Consider the following 18,927-nt stretch of genomic DNA (forward strand, 5'->3'; position numbering starts at 1 on the left):
ATGGCAAGAAGGATACACCTGTTCCCATCTCGAACACAGAAGTTAAGCTTCTTAGCGCCGATAGTAGTTGGGGGTTTCTCCCTGCGAGGGTAGGACGTTGCCACGCTTTATTAATTTTCCGCCATAGCTCAGTTGGTAGTAGCGCATGACTGTTAATCATGATGTCGTAGGTTCGAGTCCTACTGGCGGAGTTCATTCATATAAATGTTTGGAAACTCGGAGAGTTGTCCGAGCTGGCCGAAGGAGCACGATTGGAAATCGTGTAGACGGTTAACCCTGTCTCAAGGGTTCGAATCCCTTACTCTCCATTTATATGATTGATTTAATTACCATGGCCCGTTGGTCAAGCGGTTAAGACACCGCCCTTTCACGGCGGTAACACGGGTTCGAGTCCCGTACGGGTCATTATTTTTTTTATGGAGGATTACCCAAGTCCGGCTGAAGGGAACGGTCTTGAAAACCGTCAGGCGTGTAAAAGCGTGCAAGGGTTCGAATCCCTTATCCTCCTTAATATTATCGCGGGGTGGAGCAGTTGGCAGCTCGTCGGGCTCATAACCCGAAGGTCGTAGGTTCGAGTCCTACCTCCGCAATTAGGTTCCGTGGTGTAGGGGTTAACATGCCTGCCTGTCACGCAGGAGATCGCGGGTTCGATTCCCGTCGGGACCGTAAAATTTAATTAGCTAGGCTCGGTAGCTCAGTTGGTAGAGCACTTGATTGAAGCTCAAGGTGTCGGCAGTTCGATTCTGTCCCGAGCCATTTGGAGGGGTAGCGAAGTGGCTAAACGCGGCGGACTGTAAATCCGCTCCTTCGGGTTCGGCAGTTCGAATCTGCCCCCCTCCATTATTTGGAATTGAATTTTCAAAAACTATATAGGGGTATAGTTTAAAGGTAGAACAGCGGTCTCCAAAACCGTTAGTGTGGGTTCGATTCCTGCTACCCCTGTTTTAAATATTATTATGGCGACCGTGGCGAAGTGGTTAACGCATCGGTTTGTGGCACCGACATTCGGGGGTTCGATTCCCCTCGGTCGCCTATCTTGGGGTATAGCCAAGCGGTAAGGCAACGGACTTTGACTCCGTCATTCGTTGGTTCGAATCCAGCTACCCCAGTTTTTTTATATTTTGGTGGCGGTATAGCCAAGTGGTAAGGCAGAGGTCTGCAAAACCTTCATCACCGGTTCAAATCCGGTTACCGCCTTCCTGATATGCCGGCGTGGCGGAATTGGCAGACGCGCTGGACTCAAAATCCAGTGCCCGCGAGGGCGTGCCGGTTCGACCCCGGCCGCCGGTATACGCGTAACGACAAGGTTTTTAAGGCCTTGTCTTTTTTTATTTTGAACTTTATAGATGCTAAAAGTTACTAGAAATTTCTATAATAATCAATTTATAGTGCATTCTTATTTAGTAAAATAAGTGAATAAACTTTAAAAATCATACAGGAGAAAATTATGCTCTCGACAATACAAAATACAGTAATATCAATTCTTATTTATTTTTTAGTAGTCCTCTTGTCTTATGGGCTATATCATTTACTGAAAAAATGGATTAAGTCAGAAGAATACTTAAAAATAGCAAGGGATATCTTTAAGACAACTTTGTTTTTAGCGATTCTTGTAACTTTTCAAATAAGCACTTCTATGTCTTTTGTGCTTGATTTGCCACTTCTTATCGTATATGGAGTTATAGCAATCGTTTTTCTTTTAGTTTTGACTAAAAAAGAAAACAATGAATTTGTTTTACATACAAAGGTTTCTGCTATTCTATTGACACCAATTGTTGAGGAAGTGATTTGTAGAGAGATTGCTTATAATCCTGAAAATCTCTTCTTTTCATTTATTCTTGGAACAATTATTTTTATTGTTTTTCATTTTGCATTTGATGTTAAAAGTATTGTTTATTTTTTCTGTATAGCTTTTCTTCTATTTGGATTAAGGATGCAATCAGGTTCCGTTTTGAATTCGATGTTACTACATTCGATGATTAATTTCATAATAATCTATAGAAAGTAAGGAAGTTCAACTAAGTGAGCTTCCTTTTTTTATATGCTATTAGTGACACTACAGCGTGTATCGTTTATAATGGAAAGGATAATAGAAATAATTTTGTTTATTTCAAATTTAAGGAGGTAAGTATGCGAATCGGTATATTTACAGATACGTACTTTCCACAAGTGAGTGGAGTTGCGACTTCAATACGTGTATTAAAAGAAGACTTAGAAAGACAAGGGTATAAGGTAATTATTTTTACAACAACGGATCCAAAGGTAACGGAACCGGAAGAGAATATTGTTCGATTAGGAAGTATTCCTTTCTTTGCGTTCAAGGATCGTCGTGTGGCGATTCAAGGCCTAGGGAAAGCTTACCGAATTGCGAAAGAAAATGAATTGGATATCATTCATACTCAGACGGAGTTTAGTCTTGGGTTGGCAGGTAAATTAATTGCTGCGATGTTGAAGATTCCAACGATTCATACGTATCATACAATGTATGAAAAATATTTACACTATGTTGCAAAAGGGAAAGTGCTACGTCCAAGTCATGTGGCGTATATCTCGAAAGCATTTTGTAATCAAACAAGTGGAGTGGTTGCTCCAAGTCAAATGACAAAAGATAAGCTGATTGAATATGGAGTGCTTCAGGAAGTTCGAGTGATTCCAACAGGAGTCGTTGTTCCTCCACAAGAACCAGAAGTTGCCAGTGCGTTAAGAAGGGAACTTGGCTATTCAGATGATGAAGTGGTGCTACTATCTCTTAGTCGTTTGTCACAAGAAAAAAATATCGCTGCTGTGATTGCTGCATTACCAGCCATTGTAGAAAGTAAGACAAATGTGCGCTTATGTATTGCTGGTGGTGGACCTGAAAGAGAAAAATTGGAAGCACAAGTAGCAGAACTTGGCATAACCGATTTTGTTCAATTTGTGGGTGAAATCAAAAATGAAATGGTTTATAAGTACTATCAAATGGCGGACCTTTATGTGAATGCATCTGAATCTGAAAGCCAAGGATTAACTTACCTAGAGGCACTTGTAAACCGCGTGCCAGTTATCGCTAAGAAGAACGATTACTTAAGCAGCCTGATTACTGCAGATGCTTTAGGAATGTTATTTGAAACAGATGCGGATATTGCGGATTGTGTCATAGGCTATATTGAAAACCAATTAGGCAATGAAGCAGAAGTATCAGCGTTGCAAGATCAGTTATTAGCTGAAATTTCTTCTGAAACATTTGGCGAAAGAATTGTAGATTTCTATGAGGCTGCAATTAACGGCTATCAATGGAATCAAGAACATTCGCATAATATTATGAACCTCATGAAATTTTTACGTTTATCGACGAACGAGTTAAAGGATGAAGAAAATGAAAATTAATACCGTTGGATTTATCGGGACAGGCGTGATGGGGAAATCCATGATTCGTCATTTACTAAAAAAATATAATGTCGTAGTGTACAACCGCACAAAGGAAAGAGCGTTAGACCTTCTAGAAGAAGGAGCAACTTGGGCCGATACGCCTACAGAAGTTGCTAATCTTGCAGATGTGGTGTTAACCATCGTTGGTTATCCAAAAGATGTGGAAGAAGTTTACTTTGGTGACCAAGGGATCTTCAAGTCAACTAAAGAACATCTTGTAGTGGTGGATCTTACCACAAGTACACCAACACTTGCAAAACGCATCGACGAAGAAGCTGCAGCACGCTCTTGGGAAGCGCTAGACGCACCTGTATCAGGTGGGGACCTTGGTGCTAAAAACGGAACTCTTTCTACAATGGTTGGTGGGACAGAGGAAACATTAGAAAAAGTATATCCAGTATTGGATTGCTTCTCTAAGACGATTACACTTCAAGGAACTGCTGGCGCTGGTCAACATACGAAAATGGCCAACCAAATTATGATTGCAGGAACGATGACAGGATTAACAGAGATGCTCGTTTATGCAAAAGCAGCAGGCTTAGACATGGACAAAGTGCTACAAACTGTTGGTGCAGGAAGTGCGGCTAACTGGTCGCTTTCAAATTACGGACCTCGTATTTTAAAAGAAGATTATTCACCAGGTTTCTTTGCAAAACATTTCCTAAAAGACTTAGGAATTGCACTTGATGAGGCTGAAAGAATGCGTCTATTTTTACCAGCAACACTACAAGCGAAAAAACTATATGAAACGCTTTGTGATGATGGCTTTGCAGACGATGGAACTCAAGCTTTAATCAAATTATATTGTAACCTACCAAATGAATAAAAAACTCTTAAATAGAGTGGTTATTCTTACTATCAGAGATGGGTTTTATGGTAGAATAGTGAAAGAAAGTTTGAAAGGGGTAGTAATGATATGAAACCTTCACAATTGGTGGCAATTGTCCAACGTTTACAAACAATGGCGGCACAAGATTCAGATATCGAGGTGCGTCGCTTCGAAAAAGATGGCGTTGAAAAAGCTATCGTTACTTTTAATCAAGAAACAAGTAGTTTTGAATTAGTAGATGTAGAAACAAATCAAACATTCCAATTTGATGATATTGATTTAGTGACAATTGAAATTTTTGAAATGTTACAAGATTAAAATAATAACTGTGAGTAAAGCCACGGCGCAGAGTGTCTGTGCTGTGGCTTTTCAATATATTAGATGAGGATTGAAATAAATGAAAATTGCGTTATTAGGATTTGGAACAGTTGGTAGTGGTGTATACAATATTTTAAAGAAAAATGCATCAAAATTAGAACGCGTTCTACCAGAAGAAATTGAAATTAAGACAGCGTTAGTAAGAGACCCAGAATTGATGGAACAAACAGATGTTGTATTTACAAACAATATTAATGACATCGTTCATGACCCTGAAATTGAATTAGTGGTCGAAGTGATGGGTGGCATTACAACGGCTTATGAATATGTGCGAGCTTGTTTACTCGCTAAAAAATCTGTTGTTACAGCCAATAAAAATCTTATTGCCGTTCACGGCGTTGAATTAACAACACTAGCCAAATTAGAAGATGTGTACTTGTACTATGAAGCAAGTGTCGGCGGTGGAATTCCTGTTCTTCGTCCGATGGTGCAACACTTTGAAACCAATGAAGTGGAATCGATTGTTGGTATCGTCAACGGAACAACAAACTTCATTTTAAGTTCTATGGAAAAAGAAGGACTCAGCTACGAAGCAGCATTAAAGATTGCTCAAGAAAAAGGATTTGCTGAAGCGGATCCTACAAGCGACGTAGAAGGTCACGATGCAGCTTATAAATTAATGATTTTAACGCGTTTAGCTTACGGTGTGAACGTGACTTTTGAAGAAGTTGTTAAAACAGGAATTTCTGGAGTCACTACTGCTCACATGAAGATGGCTTCTGAGAATGGGTATGCGATTAAACTTCTAGCCAAAGCTCTTAGTGATGGCGAAAAAGTTTCGCTTGAAGTGGCACCGACTTTCGTACCAGCAAATCATTTATTAGCGCAAGTTCATTATGAAAACAACGCGATTTCTGTAACAGGAAATGCAGTGGATGAAGTTCTATTTTACGGAAAAGGAGCAGGCTCACTTCCAACAGCAACAAGTGTCTTAGCAGACGTGGTTGAAGTACTTCGCCGCAAAGTTAATGGTAGTGCGGTGGAAACATTTGGCCGTGTAGACAGCCCATTAGTGGAATTCAGTCCAGAGGCTGCGACAAGTTCTTATTTCGTCTATGGAAAAGGAAACTTGGAAGAAGCTCCGTTTAATGGAGAAATTGTATCAAACAGCCAAGGTGAATTCGGAGTTCGCTATACAGCTTTAACTGTAAGTGAGCTAGCCAAAGTAAAAGAAGCTTTTGCTCATCTAAATGAAGTCGCTATTTATCCAATCTTGGAGGAAGCATAATGGCAGTAACAATTAAAGTTCCAGCAACTTCAGCCAATATCGGACTTGGATTCGATTCGCTTGGGATTGCAGTGAATTTATATTTAACACTTCACGTAGGAGAACCTTCTAGCGAATGGGTGATTGCACATCCGTTTGGAGAAGAAATCCCTACGAATGAAGAAAACTTAATTATCGAGACGGCTTTAAAAGTTTGCCCAACATTAGCACCGCATAAACTCGTATGCGAAAGTGAGATTCCTTTAACAAGAGGACTTGGAAGTAGTTCAAGCGCGATTGTTGCTGGAATCGAATTAGCTAATGTATTAGGCAACTTACAGTTAACAAACGACGAGAAAGTCAAATGGGCAACTCTTTTCGAGGGACATCCTGACAATGTGGCACCGGCAATCTTAGGGGGCGTCGTTGTCGCAACTTATGATCACCACACGCAAGAAGTGTTGACGGTTCATAAAAATGTGGAAGCACCGATTGCAATGGTCGCTGTGATTCCAAACGTTCAATTATCAACGAAGAAGAGCCGTGGTGTACTACCAAGTTCGCTAGCATACGGTGAGGCAGTCGAAGCAAGTAGCCGCAGTAATGTCTTAGTGGCAGGATTAATGGTCGAAGATTGGAAAGTCATTTCTTCAATTGTTGAAAAAGATTTATTCCATGAAACGTATCGTTCAACCCTTGTTCCTTGGATGGAAGAGGTTCGTACGATTACAAAGCAGGAAGGCCTTGATACATGCGGAACTTACCTAAGTGGAGCAGGCCCAACGGTGATGACGTTTGTTCATAAAGAACAAGTTGATCGTTTTGTACAAACATTAGAAAAGTATTTAGAAACAACGCTGAAAGATTGCGCGATTCGTGTGCTCGAAATTGATGCACAAGGCGTTTACGTAAAGTAGAAGGAGAACTATGGCACTATTCAAACCAACGTGGTTTAAAAAGACCTTTCAAGAGATTACCGTTCCTTTCTTACAAGAGAATGGAATCGAAGTTGTCTTAACCGATTTAGATAATACGCTAATTGGCTGGGACGAAAAAGAAATCGATGAAAACTTACTTGCCTGGGTACGTTCATTAAAAGAAGCAGGCATTAAGATTGTTCTTGTATCGAATAATAATGAACATCGTATCAAAGATACTGCTGAAAAGTTGGATGTCCCATATGTGTATCCTGGCTTGAAGCCACTGCACAAGGGGTTCAAAGCGGCAAAACAATTACTGGATTTTGATAAAGCGAAGACGGTAATGGTGGGCGACCAACTATTGACAGATATTCTAGGAGCGAATACATTTGGAGTTAGAACCATTATCGTAAAACCTAGAAAAGAGAGCGATGCTTGGAAAACAAAAATCAATCGTTTCTTTGAAAAAGGAATTTTTGTAGTGACACAAGGTGTGTCTTATCATAAGAAATGGGAGGAGGATTAATCATGGAACAGTATGTATGTATTGGATGTGGAGCAACAATCCAAACGGAAGATCCAAAGGGAACGGGGTACACACCGCAAAGTGCATTAAATAAAATGCTGGAAAGTGAAGGCCCTCTCTATTGCCAACGTTGTTTTAGACTCCGCAATTATAATGAGTTACAACCGGCATCTCTAACAGACGATGACTTTTTAAAGATGTTAAGTAGTATCGCGGATGAAGATGCGCTAGTTGTGTTTGTAGTTGACTTATTCGATTTATATGGAAGTATGATTTCTGGTTTGAAACGTTTTGTGGGAGATAACCCGATTTTATTCGTAGCTAACAAGGTGGATTTATATCCAAAATCGGTGAACCGTAATCGTCTGAAAGCGTGGATTGAACGTCATGCAAAAGAGTACGGTATTAAACCAGTCGACACCCTTCTTGTGAGTGGCCATAAACGTATTCAAATTGATGAGTTGTTAGAGAAGATTAACGAGTACCGTAAAGGGAAAGATGCATATGTCGTTGGGGTAACAAACGTAGGAAAATCAACGCTAATTAATAAGTTGATTCAAAGTATTGGTGAAACAGGCGAAGTGATTACGACGTCTCAATATCCAGGAACAACTCTTGGGCAAATTGATATTCCATTCGATGAACATTCATCATTAGTGGACACACCAGGAATTATTCACCGTCATCAAATTACTCACTACTTAGCGGAAAAAGAAATGAAGAAAGTCTTACCGCAAAAAGAGTTACAACCGAAGACTTTCCAATTAAATAGCGAGCAAACGATTTTTATCGGTGGTTTGATTCGTGTTGATTACGAACAAGGAGAACGGAATTCATTTACCTTCTATACACCGCAAACAATCGACTTGCATCGCACGAAGTTGGAAAAGGCGACAGAGTTTTACGAAAAACATGCAGGAACACTTCTAACTCCACCAACAGGAGACAATATGAAGTTGTATCCAAAACTAGTGAAGAAGACATTTACGATTAAAGAGAAAACGGACTTAGTGATTGCAGGTCTTGGCTGGGTAACGATTCAAAAACCAGGTACCGTATCTGTATGGAGTCCAAAAGAAGTCGACGTGATTCAACGTCAATCGATTATTTAAGAAAGGAGAGCTTTCATGGAATTAAAAGGGAAAGAAAGACAGTTCTTCAAAAAAGAAGCACACTCGTTGAAGCCAATCTTCCAAATCGGGAAAGGCGGACTTAGCGAAGAGATGATTCATCAAATTCAAAACGCTGTTGAGAAACGCGAATTGATTAAAGTGACTTTATTACAAAACACATTAGAGGAACCACAAGAAGCTGCAGAAACGATTGCAGAAGCGACTGGAAGTACCATCATTCAAGTGATTGGGCATACGATTGTGTTATATAAAGAAGCACGAAATCCAAAACATAGAGATCTTTCAGTACGATTTGCAGAATTCAAAAAAAGAGGTCGATAGACGATGGTTGCTGAACTCAATATTTTTTCTGAGACATTAAACAAAACTGAAAAATTCGGTGACGAGCTACCGGTAGAACGTGTCGGGCTTATCGGTGGTAGTTTCAACCCACCACATATTGCGCATTTAATTATGGCTGAACAAGCGCGTGTGCAATTAGGATTAGACAAGGTGTATTTTTTACCAAGTCATATTCCGCCGCATGTGGATGAGAAAAAGACCATTGATGCGAGTACTCGTGTGGAGATGACACGTCTTGCGATTCAAGATAATATTTATTTTGATATCGAGACGATTGAACTCGAGCGTAATGAGAAGAGTTATACGTATGATACGATTCAGCTCTTAAAGAGACAAAATCCGAATACGGAATATTACTTTATCATCGGTGGAGACATGGTGGATTACTTACCAACATGGCACCGTGTTGATGAATTAGTCCATGAGGTTCAATTTGTCGGCGTTGAACGTCCAGGATATGAAAAAGAAACACCATATCCAGTGTTATGGATTACCGCACCGAAGATGGATATTAGTTCGACTCAAATTCGAAAAAATGTTATGTTCCAACAAAGCATTAAATATTTGGTGCCGGAATTAGTAGAAGCTTATATTGCGGAAAAGGGGTTGTATTTAGAATGAGCGAAGTACAAAGCTTTAAACCTTATACAACGATGACAAGAGAAGAGTTATTGTCGCATGTTCAATCAAATATGAGTGACAAGAGATATCAACACTGCCTACGTGTCGAACGAAAAATATTAGAATTAGCAAAGCTTTACGGCATCGATGAAAAAGCTGCTTCCTTTGTGGGATTGGCGCATGATTATGCCAAAGAAATCCCAGTGGAAGAGCAGCAAGCACTCGCCAAAGAAATCGGACTTCCTGAAATGTATCATCATGAAGGTTCTGAAATTCTACATGGACCTATTGGAGCTTATTTGATTTCAAATCTATGCGGAGTAAAAGACGAAGCGTTGTTAGATGCCATTCGTGAGCATACGATTGGAGGACTTCAAATGAGTCTTCTTTCGAAGTGTCTCTTTGTGGCAGATGCAATCGAAGATGGAAGAGATTATCCAGGTGTGGATACTGCTCGTGAGATTGCAGCGAAAAATATCGATGATGCGGTCTTTTATTTATTGAAGCATACATTGGAATTCTTATTGGAAAAAGAAGTCTCTATTTTTCCAAAAACAATTGAAGTTTATAATCATTATTTGAAACAAAGAAAAGGAGAATAGAATGGAACATACAAGTAAAAAATTATTACAAGTTGTTTTAGATGCTTGCGAAGACAAGTTAGCACAAGAAGTGGTTGCACTAGATGTAGCAAGCCTTACACCAGTTGCAGAGTACTTTGTGATTACACACGGTAAAAACGAAAAGCAAGTACAAGCGATTGTCGATGCTGTTGAAGAAGCGGTTGAAAAAGAAGGCTTCGAAGTGCGCAGTATCGAAGGTAAAGATGGTGGCAAATGGATTTTGATGGACTTAAACGATGTGATTGTCCATGTATTCTATTATGCAGATCGCGAATTCTATAATTTAGAAAAATTATGGAGCGATGCACCAATCGTGAATATTGTGAGTAAAAACTAATGAACTATCAAAAATTTGCTCATGTATATGACCAAGTGATGGATCAACAACTCTACGAAGAATGGACGGACTATGCAGTTCGTTCTTTTTCGCATAGTGCCAAAAGACCGGTTCGTAAAGTAATGGAACTAGCCTGTGGGACAGGTGAAGTATCCTTGCGTCTTGACGATAAAGGATACGAAGTGATTGGCGTTGATTTGTCCAAGAATATGTTAGAAATCGCCGAAAAGAAAGCTCAAGGTAGACCTATCGAATGGCTTCAAGCGGATATGCGCGTGTTGGAAGATGTGCCAACGACCGACGCAGTAACGCTCTTTTCAGATTCACTCTGTTATTTAACAGACTTTGAAGATGTTGTTTCAGTTTTTGAAGCAGTGTACGACCATTTAGAAGAGGGTGGAATTTTTCTTTTTGATGTGCATTCTCTCTATCAAATGCAAGAAGTCTTTCCAGGATACCAATATCATTTCGTGGAAGACGATTTTGCATTCCTATGGCAAAGCTATGAATTAGACGAGCCAGGCAGTGTAGAGCATGTGATTGATATGTATATTAAACAAGAAGACGGCAACCTGTATGAGCATTTCCAAGAAGTACATGAAGAACAAACTTTTCCAATTGAAATGTACAAAGCAGCATTGGAAATGGTTGGTTTTACAAATATCAAAGTGAAGGCTGAATTCGGGCAAAGCGAAGTACAAGAAACGAGTCCGCGTTGGTTCTTCCAAGCGGTGAAATGAGGCTTGTGTATGAAGGTATGTGGAGTAATCGCAGAATTTAATCCATTTCATCAAGGCCATGCTTATCTTTTAGAACAAGCCCGCAAAAAAACGAGGGCTGATGTCATTGTAGTGGTGATGAGCGGAAACTGGGTGCAACGAGGCGAACCTGCCATCGAGCAGAAATGGAGCCGTGCAAAAGTCGCGCTTCAAAACGGAGCCGACGTTGTGATTGAGATGCCAACTGCGGTGAGCTGTCAAGCAACAGATCTTTTTGCAAGGGGTGCTGTAGAAATCTTGCAAAAGGTGGGATGCGATTCTTTAGCATTCGGCTCTGAAGGTGGGGATGAGGCTTTTTTCGGAGCAGCTGTATCTCAGCGACAAGCGATCGAAAAAGAAATTAGCCGATTTGTAGAAGAGAACCGGTCACTAACTTTTGCAAGCCAATTAACGCAGCTTGCTGTGAAAGAGTTTGGAGAAGACAGTGCCCTGGTAGAAGCCTTGCAATCTCCAAATCAACAATTGGGATTAGCGTACGCCGTTGAAAATGCAAAGGGTGAACATCCAATGCAGATTGTTCCGATTACCCGAGTAGGAAGTGGACATTTGGATGATGCGTTAGACAAAACCGCTTTTGCCAGTGGAACAGCCTTACGAAAAGCGCTGAAAGAGAATCGCGAAGAAAAAGTTTTACGAGAACAACTTTCCTATGTACAATTCGATGAAGAAGAGTACAAAAACGATTGGAGCTACTATTGGCCACTCTTGAAGAGTATCGTTTTAAGAAGTACTGACGAAGAGTTATGCGCTATTTATCAAATGGAAGAAGGTATCGAAAATCGCTTGAAGGAAGCTGTTCGAACTTCTTCAACGATTGAGGAGTGTCTCAAACATCTCAAAAACAAACGATGGAGTTGGGCAAGGTTGCAACGGCTTCTCGTTTATGTTTTACTTGGTGTAACCAAAGCGGAAATGGAAGACTATTGGAGCAGTCCAATTGAGCAAGGGACAGTTCTTGGTTTTACAGTAAAGGGCCAAGAATGGTTGAAGAATATGAGAGAAGTAGAGTCATTCCATTTAATTACCAATTACGCAGCGCATAAAGATGAACGCCAAGAAAGTTGGGATTTATTGTATGATTTTTGGAATCCATCCAAGCAAATTTCTGCAACGGTCTTTAAGCCTGTTCAAGTGAACAAAGAGGAAGGATTTTAATCTCTGTTTTTTCAAGCTTGTAAAGTAAAAAGCTTTGACAAACTTTCAATAAACTAGTATAATTCAGTATGTTGCTTTAGGGGTGAAAATTGTGAAAATATCAGTTAAACAACTTCAGGATTCTCAAGGGATTCCAAATTACTTTGATACAGAAATTAATGTGGAAGAGGCATTAAAACGACGAGATGATTCGATTCTTGCTGTTTCGCCAGCACACATCAAAGGATTTCTTGTTTATCAAAACGAATCAGTTGTAGCGCAATTTACTTGCGATGTTGATATCACACTTCCTTCATCCAGGTCTTTAGAGCCAGTGGTAGTTCCACTCCACATTGATATTGTGGAAAGATATGTCCCATCCCATTACTCAGTTGATGAGAAAGAGCTAACAGAAATTGTGATGCCTCTTGATGGTGATTGGGTTGACTTAGAACCCGCTGTGGAAGATCATATTTTACTTTCAATTCCTTTACAAGTCTTATCGCAAGAGGAATTGAGTGAAGATAAAATGCCTTCTGGAAACGATTGGGAGGTTGTAACGCAAGAAGCTCTTGAAGAGCGACGCAAACAACAAAAAGAACAATCGGTTGATCCAAGGCTAGCGTCTTTACAGTCTTTCTTCGAAAAGGATGAGACTGAGAAGTAAAAAGCATTATGTAAAGAAGATTGATTAGGAGGTGTACAAAAATGGCAGTACCAAAACGTAAAACATCAAAAGCGAGAAAAGCAAAACGTCGTACTCACTTCAAATTAGAAGTTCCAGGTTTGAGCGCATGCCCATCATGTGGAGCATTAAGAAAGAGCCATCACGTTTGTCCTGAGTGTGGTTCATACGACGGAAAAGAAGTTGTTTCTAAAGAAGCATAATCATAAACGTTACAAAACCTTAGACAGTTGTCTAAGGTTTTTTCTTTTTTAAGATTAAAAAGTAAAGATGTATCAAAAATGATACGTATCATAAATGATACATTTAAAAATATTATGAGTTTTAAGAAATCTATTGTAAACTAGTAGTGATGGAGGTGAGTCAATGTTATTTTTTGAAATCTCGCTATGGTTAGTATTTATTTTTAGTTTTGTCGGCTTTACGGTCGTTTTTGGGAATCGAATCTTCTATAATGAGACTCGCTTCATAACAATTCGTGAAATTATGACACCAATGCTATTATTAATCTTGCATACAACAAGTGTGAATGTGTTTGGGTATTCTTGGTTTAGTTTTGCCACACTTGGATTTGCTCTTATTGGGTTGGCATTGTTATTTTATAAATTAAAAACAGGGAAGCTCATCCTTAGACCTTTCCTCCACCAATTGTTCTCGATTGCGTTTTTATACTTCGGTGTACTCGTAATTCTTGTTCAGGTGGGAAGATTCTTTAAATAATCGCATTATATCAATGATAGTAAGCTCTTTACGATTGAATCGTAGAGAGCTTTTTTTGTGCTTCAAAAACAAAAAATGGGGGCGAAAAAACTTTTTTTAACTTTTTTTGGTAAAAAAGTGGTGAAAAGTGGTGGGATGTGGTACACTATGGTTACTAAAATTATTGGAATGGAGGAGTCTGCATGTTAATCGGTGAATATCAACATACAATTGATGCAAAAGGACGTATGATCGTGCCTGCTAAGTTTCGTGAAGATTTAGGTTTCACCTTTATCGTGACACGCGGACTTGATGGCTGTTTATACGGTTATCCTCTCGAACAATGGGAGCTCATTCAAAATAAATTAAGAGACTTACCACAGTCGAAAAAAGATGCACGTGCCTTTACACGTTTTATGAACTCTGCTGCGATTGAAGTAGAATTCGACAAACAAGGTCGTGTGAATATCTCGCAAACATTACGTGAGTATGCGGGATTAGAAAAAAATTGCCGTATCATCGGGAACAATGATCGTATTGAGATTTGGAACGAAGATCGTTGGCAAGAATATATTGCTGAAACTGAAGAGAATTTTGAAGAATTGGCCGAACATATGATTGATTTTGGCTTTTAGAAAGGGAAGGGACCATGTTTAAACATATCACTGTATTGCTACATGAAACGGTAGATGCATTATCCATTAAGCCAGACGGAATCTACGTAGACTGTACGCTTGGTGGTGCTGGACATAGTCAATACCTGCTTAGCCAACTAACAACAGGTCATCTCTATTGCTTTGACCAAGATATGCAAGCTATTAATCACGCGAAGGTTCGCCTTGCTAAAGAAGTCGAAGAAGGAAAAGTGACGTTTATTCACGCAAACTTCCGTCAATTGAAGAAAGAACTTGGAAAACTAGGTGTTTCTAAAGTAGACGGAATTCTATACGACTTAGGAGTATCTTCACCACAACTCGATCAGATTGAACGTGGTTTTAGTTACCATCAAAATGCAAAACTCGATATGCGTATGGATCAAAGTGCTCCATTAACGGCAGAAGAGATTGTAAATGAATGGAGATATGACGAATTAGTTCGTATCTTCTATCGATATGGGGAAGAGAAGTTCTCGAAACAAATCGCTCGAAATATTGAGCGTATTCGCGCGCAACACCGTATTGAAACAACAGGTGAATTAGTGGATATCATTCGAGATAGCATTCCAGCTGCTGCAAGACGAAAAGGGGGACATCCTGCTAAAAGAATTTTCCAAGCGATTCGTATCGCGGTAAATGATGAATTAGCAGCGATTGAAGATTCGCTTGAGCAAGCTTTTGAAGTTGTTGGCGTGGGAGGCCGAATCAGTGTGATTTCATTCCATTCTTTGGAAGACCGCATTGTCAAAACAATGTTCAAACAGCAAAGCACAGTAGAAAAGGCACCAAAGAACTTGCCGATTCTACCAACGGAGGAAGAAAAAGCTCCGTTCCAATTGGTGAATAAAAAGCCAATTTTACCAAGCATTGAAGAAATTACAGAAAACTCTCGTTCACAAAGTGCGAAATTGAGAGTCATCGAAAGAGTAAAATAAAAGGATAATTTAGAAAGAAGGGAATTCTAGTGGCATTAGCAGAAAAATATGTAGATACAATGAATGTTGCGGTACCTACGCAAAAGCCTCTAGTTCGTGGAGACCGCGAAGTAACATCAATTCCGCAAGAAAGACAAAAAGCAGATTTACTTCGACTTTTAGCAGTTTCTGGTTTTGTTATTGCAGCTTTAGCGGTTATCACAATTGTAGCGAGCATGATCGTGGCTAACAAAAATAGACAATTACAAGATATCGAATCACAAACAACATTAATTCAACGTGAAAACAATACATTGCTTCAGGCAACACAAGAATTGTCTCAGTACGACCGAGTTAATCGTATCGCTAACGAACAAGGCTTGAAGATGAACGAAGAAAATGTTAGGAATGTTGGACGATGAGAAATACGAAAAACAATAACATTGCGGGAAATAGGCATCAAGCGAGCCGGATTTTAGTAGGACTCGCAGGTGTTTTATTTCTCATTTTTTCTGTACAGTTCTTTCAAATCATGGTTGTAGGGAATATCCATGGTGTGGATTTACGTGCAGAAATCAATGATAAAATCCATCAAAAACGCACGCTTGCTGCAAAACGCGGTACTATTTACGACGCTAGTGGGAGCCCAATTGCGGTAGATGCGACGAATTATTCTTTATATGCCGTCTTAACTTCGGAGTGGAGTAAGGATTCAGATAACCCTGATTATGTAACAGACGTTAATAAGACTGCAGAAGCTCTTTCAAAACACATTTCTTTATCTAAAGAAGAAATTGTAAAATTGTTAAGTCAAAAAGATGTCTCTCAAGTAGAGTTTGGAAGCGCCGGTAAGAATTTGTCGGTTCAAGATAAGGAAGCGATTGAAGCTGAAAAACTTCCTGGAGTTAAGTTCTCAGAAAGTCCAGCTCGTTACTACCCTAATGGAATCTTTGCTTCTCATTTAATCGGGTATACAGATACTGTTGAAGAAACAGTCGATAACAAAACAGTTACTACTCTAGTAGGGAAGACTGGGCTTGAAGGTCTTTATAATGAACAATTAACGGGGACTGCGGGCGAAGTCGAATATTCTGTAGATGGAAATGGATATGTGATTACCGATACAGAAAAAGTTACAAAACAACCTAAAGACGGGATGAACCTTACCTTAACGATTGATAAACGATTGCAAACTTATTTGGAATCACTTGTTAGCCAAGCCGATAAAAACTATCAACCGGTACAAATGACGGCAATGCTTGTTGATCCTAAAACGGGAAACATTATTGCGGCAACACAACGTCCAACATATAACTCAACAACAAAAGAGGGTATTAATGTTCAATGGAACAATTTATTGATGGACCAAGCTTTTGAGCCTGGTTCAACAATGAAAGTGTTGGCACTCGCTGCAGCGATTAATGAAGGGGTCTTTGATCCAAATGAAAAATACAAATCAGGAAGTGTAAAAATTTATACCGATTTAGTTCGAGACTATAATAAAGTAGGTTGGGGAACCATTACATACTTAGAAGGGTTAGCCCATTCAAGTAACGTTGCTTTCGTTCACATCATCCAAAAAATTGGTGTCGAAAAGTGGAAGCAATATTTAGAAGCGTTTGGCTTTGGGAAATCAACGAACTCAGGTTTTGCAAATGAAGTTTCAGGGTCAAACCCATTCAACTCTTACTTACAACAATTATCAACCGGTTTTGGACAAGGGATTACGGTCACACCTTATCAAATGATGCAAGCTTTCACTGCCATTGCCAATGGTGGTCAAATGCAGAAGTTACGTTTGGTTGACCATTTAACAGATCCTGATACTGGAAAAGAAACCCCAAATCCAACAACAGCTTTAGGAAAAGTCATTAGTCCAGAAACTGCGAAGAAAACTCTTCAGTTTTTATATGAAGCAACTCGTATGAAAAACGGAATAGCCTATGATTTTAATATTGATGGAGAAAAAGTCGCAGCTAAAACAGGGACGGCTGAATTCATCAATCCGGAAACAGGTAAATACTACTCAAACGGAAATAACTATATTTTCTCTGTTGTAGGGTTTGCACCATATGATGATCCAAAATATATCCTATATATCACGGTGAAACAACCGCGTGTAGCTGTAACTGGTAACCAAATTATTAAAGAAATTTTCAATCCATTAATGAAGAGAAGTTTAGAATATTCTAGACTCTCAGAGTAAAAGAAGGAGGAAGAACATGTTTGCGAAAGAACTAGCGGACTTGTTAGTCATTAAAGAAGTGGAAGGTTCTCTTGAGGGCATCACTGTAGAAAAATTAGCACAAGATTCGCGCAAAGTTGTGCCCAATACTATGTTTTTCTGTATCGAAGGTGTAACGGTAGATGGGCATCAGTTTGCAGGAAAAGCAAAAGAGCTAGGAGCGAGTGTGTTCGTGGCTTCGAAATCTATCAAAGAACAAGTGGGAGATTCACTTGTGATTTATGTCAAAGACGTGACACGTGTGATGACACTCTTTGCAAATCATTTTTACGGGTATCCATCTGAATCATTAAATATGATTGGAGTTACAGGAACGAATGGGAAAACGACTGTAACGCATATGGTGGACTATTTATTAGAAGAATTAGGGAAACCAACTGCACTGATTGGAACGATGTATCGTAAAATTGGTGAGGAACGTATCGAAACAAGAAATACAACGCCAGAAATCTTAACGGTGCATGAAACATTGCAAAAGGTGAAAGAAATCGGTGGAGACACATGTATTATGGAAGTTTCTTCTCACGCCCTTCAATTAGGTCGTGTGTGGGGAATCGACTATAATGTGGCAGTATTTACAAACTTGACGCATGAACATTTAGATTTGCATAAAACAATGGAAAACTATGCGCATGCGAAAAGCTTATTATTCTCACAATTAGGAAACCATTCTAAAAATGGAAAACCACGTGTTGCAATTCTAAACATTGATGAAGAGCACTATGAACAATTCGCATACTCAACTCCTTGCGAAGTGATTTCATATGGATTTAGTGAAAAAGCGGATATTCGTGCAACGGATGTTCAAACAAACGGAGCGACAACTTCATTTACAGTAACAATTAATGGACAAGAGCTTCCAGTAACAATTCCGATGATTGGACTCTTTAATGTCTATAATGTTTTGGCTGCTTTAGCAGTAGCGGTCGTGAATGGTATTTCGCTTGAACGTGCTGTAAGCAGAATGAAACGATTCCCTGGTGTGGGTGGTCGTATGCAGTTGATTCAACAAGGGCAACCATTCCAAGTGATTATCGACTTTGCACATACACCTGATGGGCTACAAAATGTGCTTGAAACGCTTGAAAAAGTGAAAGTAAATCGAGTGATTACAATCATGGGTCATAGCGGTGGTAACCGTGATTCAAGTATGCGCCCTGAGCTTGGAGAAATTGCGTTTGATAAGTCCGATTATGTGATTTTAACAGCGGATAATCCAAGACATGAACCACTTGAAAAGATTTATGCAGAAATTCTAGCAGGAAGAAAAGATGAACAAACTGCTTATGAATGCATCGATAATCGAGAAAGTGCGGTGAAACGTGCGCTTGAAATCGCGCAAGAAGGGGATATCTTACTATTTGCTGGTAAAGGTGTTGAACCATACCAAGTAATCGGTGATGAGTATTTTCCATATAATGAAGTAGAAACAGTTATTGCAAGTTTAGAAGCATTAGGCTTTCAACATCACGAGTAGAAGAAGGAGAAGAT

General features: G+C 39.5%; 22 protein-coding genes, 13 tRNA genes and 1 rRNA gene. All 36 read left to right on the plus strand.

Annotated elements, in window-relative coordinates:
• A 5S ribosomal RNA gene (gene rrf / locus O3793_RS06475) occupies positions 1 to 106 on the plus strand; the annotation flags it as partial.
• 11 nt (positions 107 to 117) lie between these two features.
• A tRNA-Asn gene (locus tag O3793_RS06480) sits at positions 118 to 191 on the plus strand.
• Positions 192 to 218: 27 nt separating this feature from the next.
• Positions 219 to 308 (plus strand) — tRNA-Ser (locus O3793_RS06485).
• A gap of 25 nt (positions 309 to 333) precedes the next feature.
• Positions 334 to 405: transfer RNA gene (locus tag O3793_RS06490), tRNA-Glu, on the plus strand.
• 13 nt (positions 406 to 418) lie between these two features.
• A tRNA-Ser gene (locus O3793_RS06495) sits at positions 419 to 508 on the plus strand.
• A 9-nt stretch (positions 509 to 517) separates the two neighbouring features.
• Positions 518 to 590, plus strand: a tRNA-Met gene (locus O3793_RS06500).
• Between the two features lie 3 nt (positions 591 to 593).
• Positions 594 to 666: transfer RNA gene (locus O3793_RS06505), tRNA-Asp, on the plus strand.
• 17 nt (positions 667 to 683) lie between these two features.
• Positions 684 to 756, plus strand: a tRNA-Phe gene (locus O3793_RS06510).
• A 3-nt stretch (positions 757 to 759) separates the two neighbouring features.
• Positions 760 to 840: transfer RNA gene (locus O3793_RS06515), tRNA-Tyr, on the plus strand.
• A 31-nt stretch (positions 841 to 871) separates the two neighbouring features.
• A tRNA-Trp gene (locus O3793_RS06520) sits at positions 872 to 942 on the plus strand.
• 17 nt (positions 943 to 959) lie between these two features.
• Positions 960 to 1,032 (plus strand) — tRNA-His (locus O3793_RS06525).
• Between the two features lie 5 nt (positions 1,033 to 1,037).
• A tRNA-Gln gene (locus O3793_RS06530) sits at positions 1,038 to 1,109 on the plus strand.
• Between the two features lie 17 nt (positions 1,110 to 1,126).
• Positions 1,127 to 1,197 (plus strand) — tRNA-Cys (locus O3793_RS06535).
• A gap of 9 nt (positions 1,198 to 1,206) precedes the next feature.
• Positions 1,207 to 1,290: transfer RNA gene (locus O3793_RS06540), tRNA-Leu, on the plus strand.
• 157 nt (positions 1,291 to 1,447) lie between these two features.
• Positions 1,448 to 2,008 carry a CPBP family intramembrane glutamic endopeptidase gene (locus tag O3793_RS06545; protein ID WP_371446327.1) on the plus strand — a complete coding sequence of 187 codons (561 nt, stop codon included), beginning with the start codon at positions 1,448 to 1,450 and terminating at the stop codon, positions 2,006 to 2,008.
• 122 nt (positions 2,009 to 2,130) lie between these two features.
• Positions 2,131 to 3,366 carry a glycosyltransferase family 4 protein gene (locus O3793_RS06550; protein WP_371446328.1) on the plus strand — a complete coding sequence of 412 codons (1,236 nt, stop codon included), beginning with the start codon at positions 2,131 to 2,133 and terminating at the stop codon, positions 3,364 to 3,366.
• Positions 3,362 to 4,234, plus strand: coding sequence for an NAD(P)-dependent oxidoreductase (locus tag O3793_RS06555; protein ID WP_371446361.1), 873 nt, complete (start codon positions 3,362 to 3,364; stop codon positions 4,232 to 4,234). Before O3793_RS06550 ends, O3793_RS06555 begins: the two co-directional genes overlap by 5 nt.
• A 90-nt stretch (positions 4,235 to 4,324) precedes the next feature.
• Complete coding sequence (locus O3793_RS06560; protein WP_371446329.1) at positions 4,325 to 4,555, plus strand: YkuJ family protein; 231 nt, start codon at positions 4,325 to 4,327, stop codon at positions 4,553 to 4,555.
• A gap of 79 nt (positions 4,556 to 4,634) precedes the next feature.
• Positions 4,635 to 5,843 (plus strand): homoserine dehydrogenase, encoded by a 1,209-nt coding sequence (locus tag O3793_RS06565; protein WP_053087858.1) that lies wholly within the window; start codon positions 4,635 to 4,637, stop codon positions 5,841 to 5,843.
• Complete coding sequence (thrB, locus tag O3793_RS06570; RefSeq protein WP_053087857.1) at positions 5,843 to 6,739, plus strand: homoserine kinase; 897 nt, start codon at positions 5,843 to 5,845, stop codon at positions 6,737 to 6,739. The genes O3793_RS06565 and thrB overlap by 1 nt, the downstream gene beginning before the upstream one ends.
• A gap of 10 nt (positions 6,740 to 6,749) precedes the next feature.
• Positions 6,750 to 7,268 carry a YqeG family HAD IIIA-type phosphatase gene (locus O3793_RS06575; RefSeq protein ID WP_371446330.1) on the plus strand — a complete coding sequence of 173 codons (519 nt, stop codon included), beginning with the start codon at positions 6,750 to 6,752 and terminating at the stop codon, positions 7,266 to 7,268.
• 2 nt (positions 7,269 to 7,270) lie between these two features.
• Positions 7,271 to 8,380, plus strand: coding sequence for a ribosome biogenesis GTPase YqeH (yqeH, locus tag O3793_RS06580; RefSeq protein WP_371446331.1), 1,110 nt, complete (start codon positions 7,271 to 7,273; stop codon positions 8,378 to 8,380).
• 15 nt (positions 8,381 to 8,395) lie between these two features.
• A complete protein-coding gene (gene yhbY, locus O3793_RS06585) occupies positions 8,396 to 8,722 on the plus strand; it encodes a ribosome assembly RNA-binding protein YhbY (protein WP_005605998.1) in 327 nt (108 codons plus the stop codon).
• A gap of 3 nt (positions 8,723 to 8,725) precedes the next feature.
• The gene (locus O3793_RS06590) at positions 8,726 to 9,364 is read left to right on the plus strand and encodes a nicotinate-nucleotide adenylyltransferase (RefSeq protein ID WP_371446332.1); all 639 of its coding nucleotides are present in this window, start codon (positions 8,726 to 8,728) and stop codon (positions 9,362 to 9,364) included.
• Positions 9,361 to 9,966, plus strand: coding sequence for a bis(5'-nucleosyl)-tetraphosphatase (symmetrical) YqeK (gene yqeK, locus O3793_RS06595; RefSeq protein WP_371446333.1), 606 nt, complete (start codon positions 9,361 to 9,363; stop codon positions 9,964 to 9,966). Before O3793_RS06590 ends, yqeK begins: the two co-directional genes overlap by 4 nt.
• A gap of 1 nt (position 9,967) precedes the next feature.
• Positions 9,968 to 10,324, plus strand: coding sequence for a ribosome silencing factor (rsfS, locus tag O3793_RS06600; RefSeq protein ID WP_371446334.1), 357 nt, complete (start codon positions 9,968 to 9,970; stop codon positions 10,322 to 10,324).
• Positions 10,324 to 11,064, plus strand: coding sequence for a class I SAM-dependent methyltransferase (locus O3793_RS06605; RefSeq protein ID WP_371446335.1), 741 nt, complete (start codon positions 10,324 to 10,326; stop codon positions 11,062 to 11,064). The genes rsfS and O3793_RS06605 overlap by 1 nt, the downstream gene beginning before the upstream one ends.
• Before the next feature lie 9 nt (positions 11,065 to 11,073).
• Positions 11,074 to 12,258: a nucleotidyltransferase gene (locus O3793_RS06610; RefSeq protein WP_371446336.1), complete on the plus strand. Its 1,185-nt coding sequence runs from the start codon at positions 11,074 to 11,076 to the stop codon at positions 12,256 to 12,258.
• A gap of 91 nt (positions 12,259 to 12,349) precedes the next feature.
• The gene (locus O3793_RS06615) at positions 12,350 to 12,904 is read left to right on the plus strand and encodes a DUF177 domain-containing protein (protein ID WP_065422348.1); all 555 of its coding nucleotides are present in this window, start codon (positions 12,350 to 12,352) and stop codon (positions 12,902 to 12,904) included.
• 41 nt (positions 12,905 to 12,945) lie between these two features.
• Positions 12,946 to 13,125, plus strand: coding sequence for a 50S ribosomal protein L32 (gene rpmF, locus O3793_RS06620; RefSeq protein ID WP_005605990.1), 180 nt, complete (start codon positions 12,946 to 12,948; stop codon positions 13,123 to 13,125).
• A 163-nt stretch (positions 13,126 to 13,288) separates the two neighbouring features.
• The gene (locus O3793_RS06625) at positions 13,289 to 13,642 is read left to right on the plus strand and encodes a hypothetical protein (RefSeq protein ID WP_371446337.1); all 354 of its coding nucleotides are present in this window, start codon (positions 13,289 to 13,291) and stop codon (positions 13,640 to 13,642) included.
• 182 nt (positions 13,643 to 13,824) lie between these two features.
• Positions 13,825 to 14,256 carry a division/cell wall cluster transcriptional repressor MraZ gene (mraZ, locus tag O3793_RS06630; protein WP_048783305.1) on the plus strand — a complete coding sequence of 144 codons (432 nt, stop codon included), beginning with the start codon at positions 13,825 to 13,827 and terminating at the stop codon, positions 14,254 to 14,256.
• Between the two features lie 14 nt (positions 14,257 to 14,270).
• On the plus strand, positions 14,271 to 15,212 hold the full coding sequence (gene rsmH / locus O3793_RS06635) for a 16S rRNA (cytosine(1402)-N(4))-methyltransferase RsmH (protein ID WP_371446338.1): 942 nt from the start codon (positions 14,271 to 14,273) through the stop codon (positions 15,210 to 15,212).
• 29 nt (positions 15,213 to 15,241) lie between these two features.
• Entirely contained in the window at positions 15,242 to 15,613 is a 372-nt protein-coding gene (locus tag O3793_RS06640; RefSeq protein ID WP_048712035.1) for a cell division protein, read from the plus strand.
• Positions 15,610 to 17,397: a peptidoglycan D,D-transpeptidase FtsI family protein gene (locus O3793_RS06645; protein ID WP_371446339.1), complete on the plus strand. Its 1,788-nt coding sequence runs from the start codon at positions 15,610 to 15,612 to the stop codon at positions 17,395 to 17,397. The genes O3793_RS06640 and O3793_RS06645 overlap by 4 nt, the downstream gene beginning before the upstream one ends.
• Before the next feature lie 16 nt (positions 17,398 to 17,413).
• Entirely contained in the window at positions 17,414 to 18,913 is a 1,500-nt protein-coding gene (locus O3793_RS06650) for a UDP-N-acetylmuramoyl-L-alanyl-D-glutamate--2,6-diaminopimelate ligase (protein WP_371446340.1), read from the plus strand.
• Positions 18,914 to 18,927 lie beyond the last annotated feature (14 nt).

Origin of the sequence: Granulicatella sp. 20925_1_28 (assembly GCF_041433575.1) — a bacterium.
GTDB lineage: Bacteria > Bacillota > Bacilli > Lactobacillales > Aerococcaceae > Granulicatella.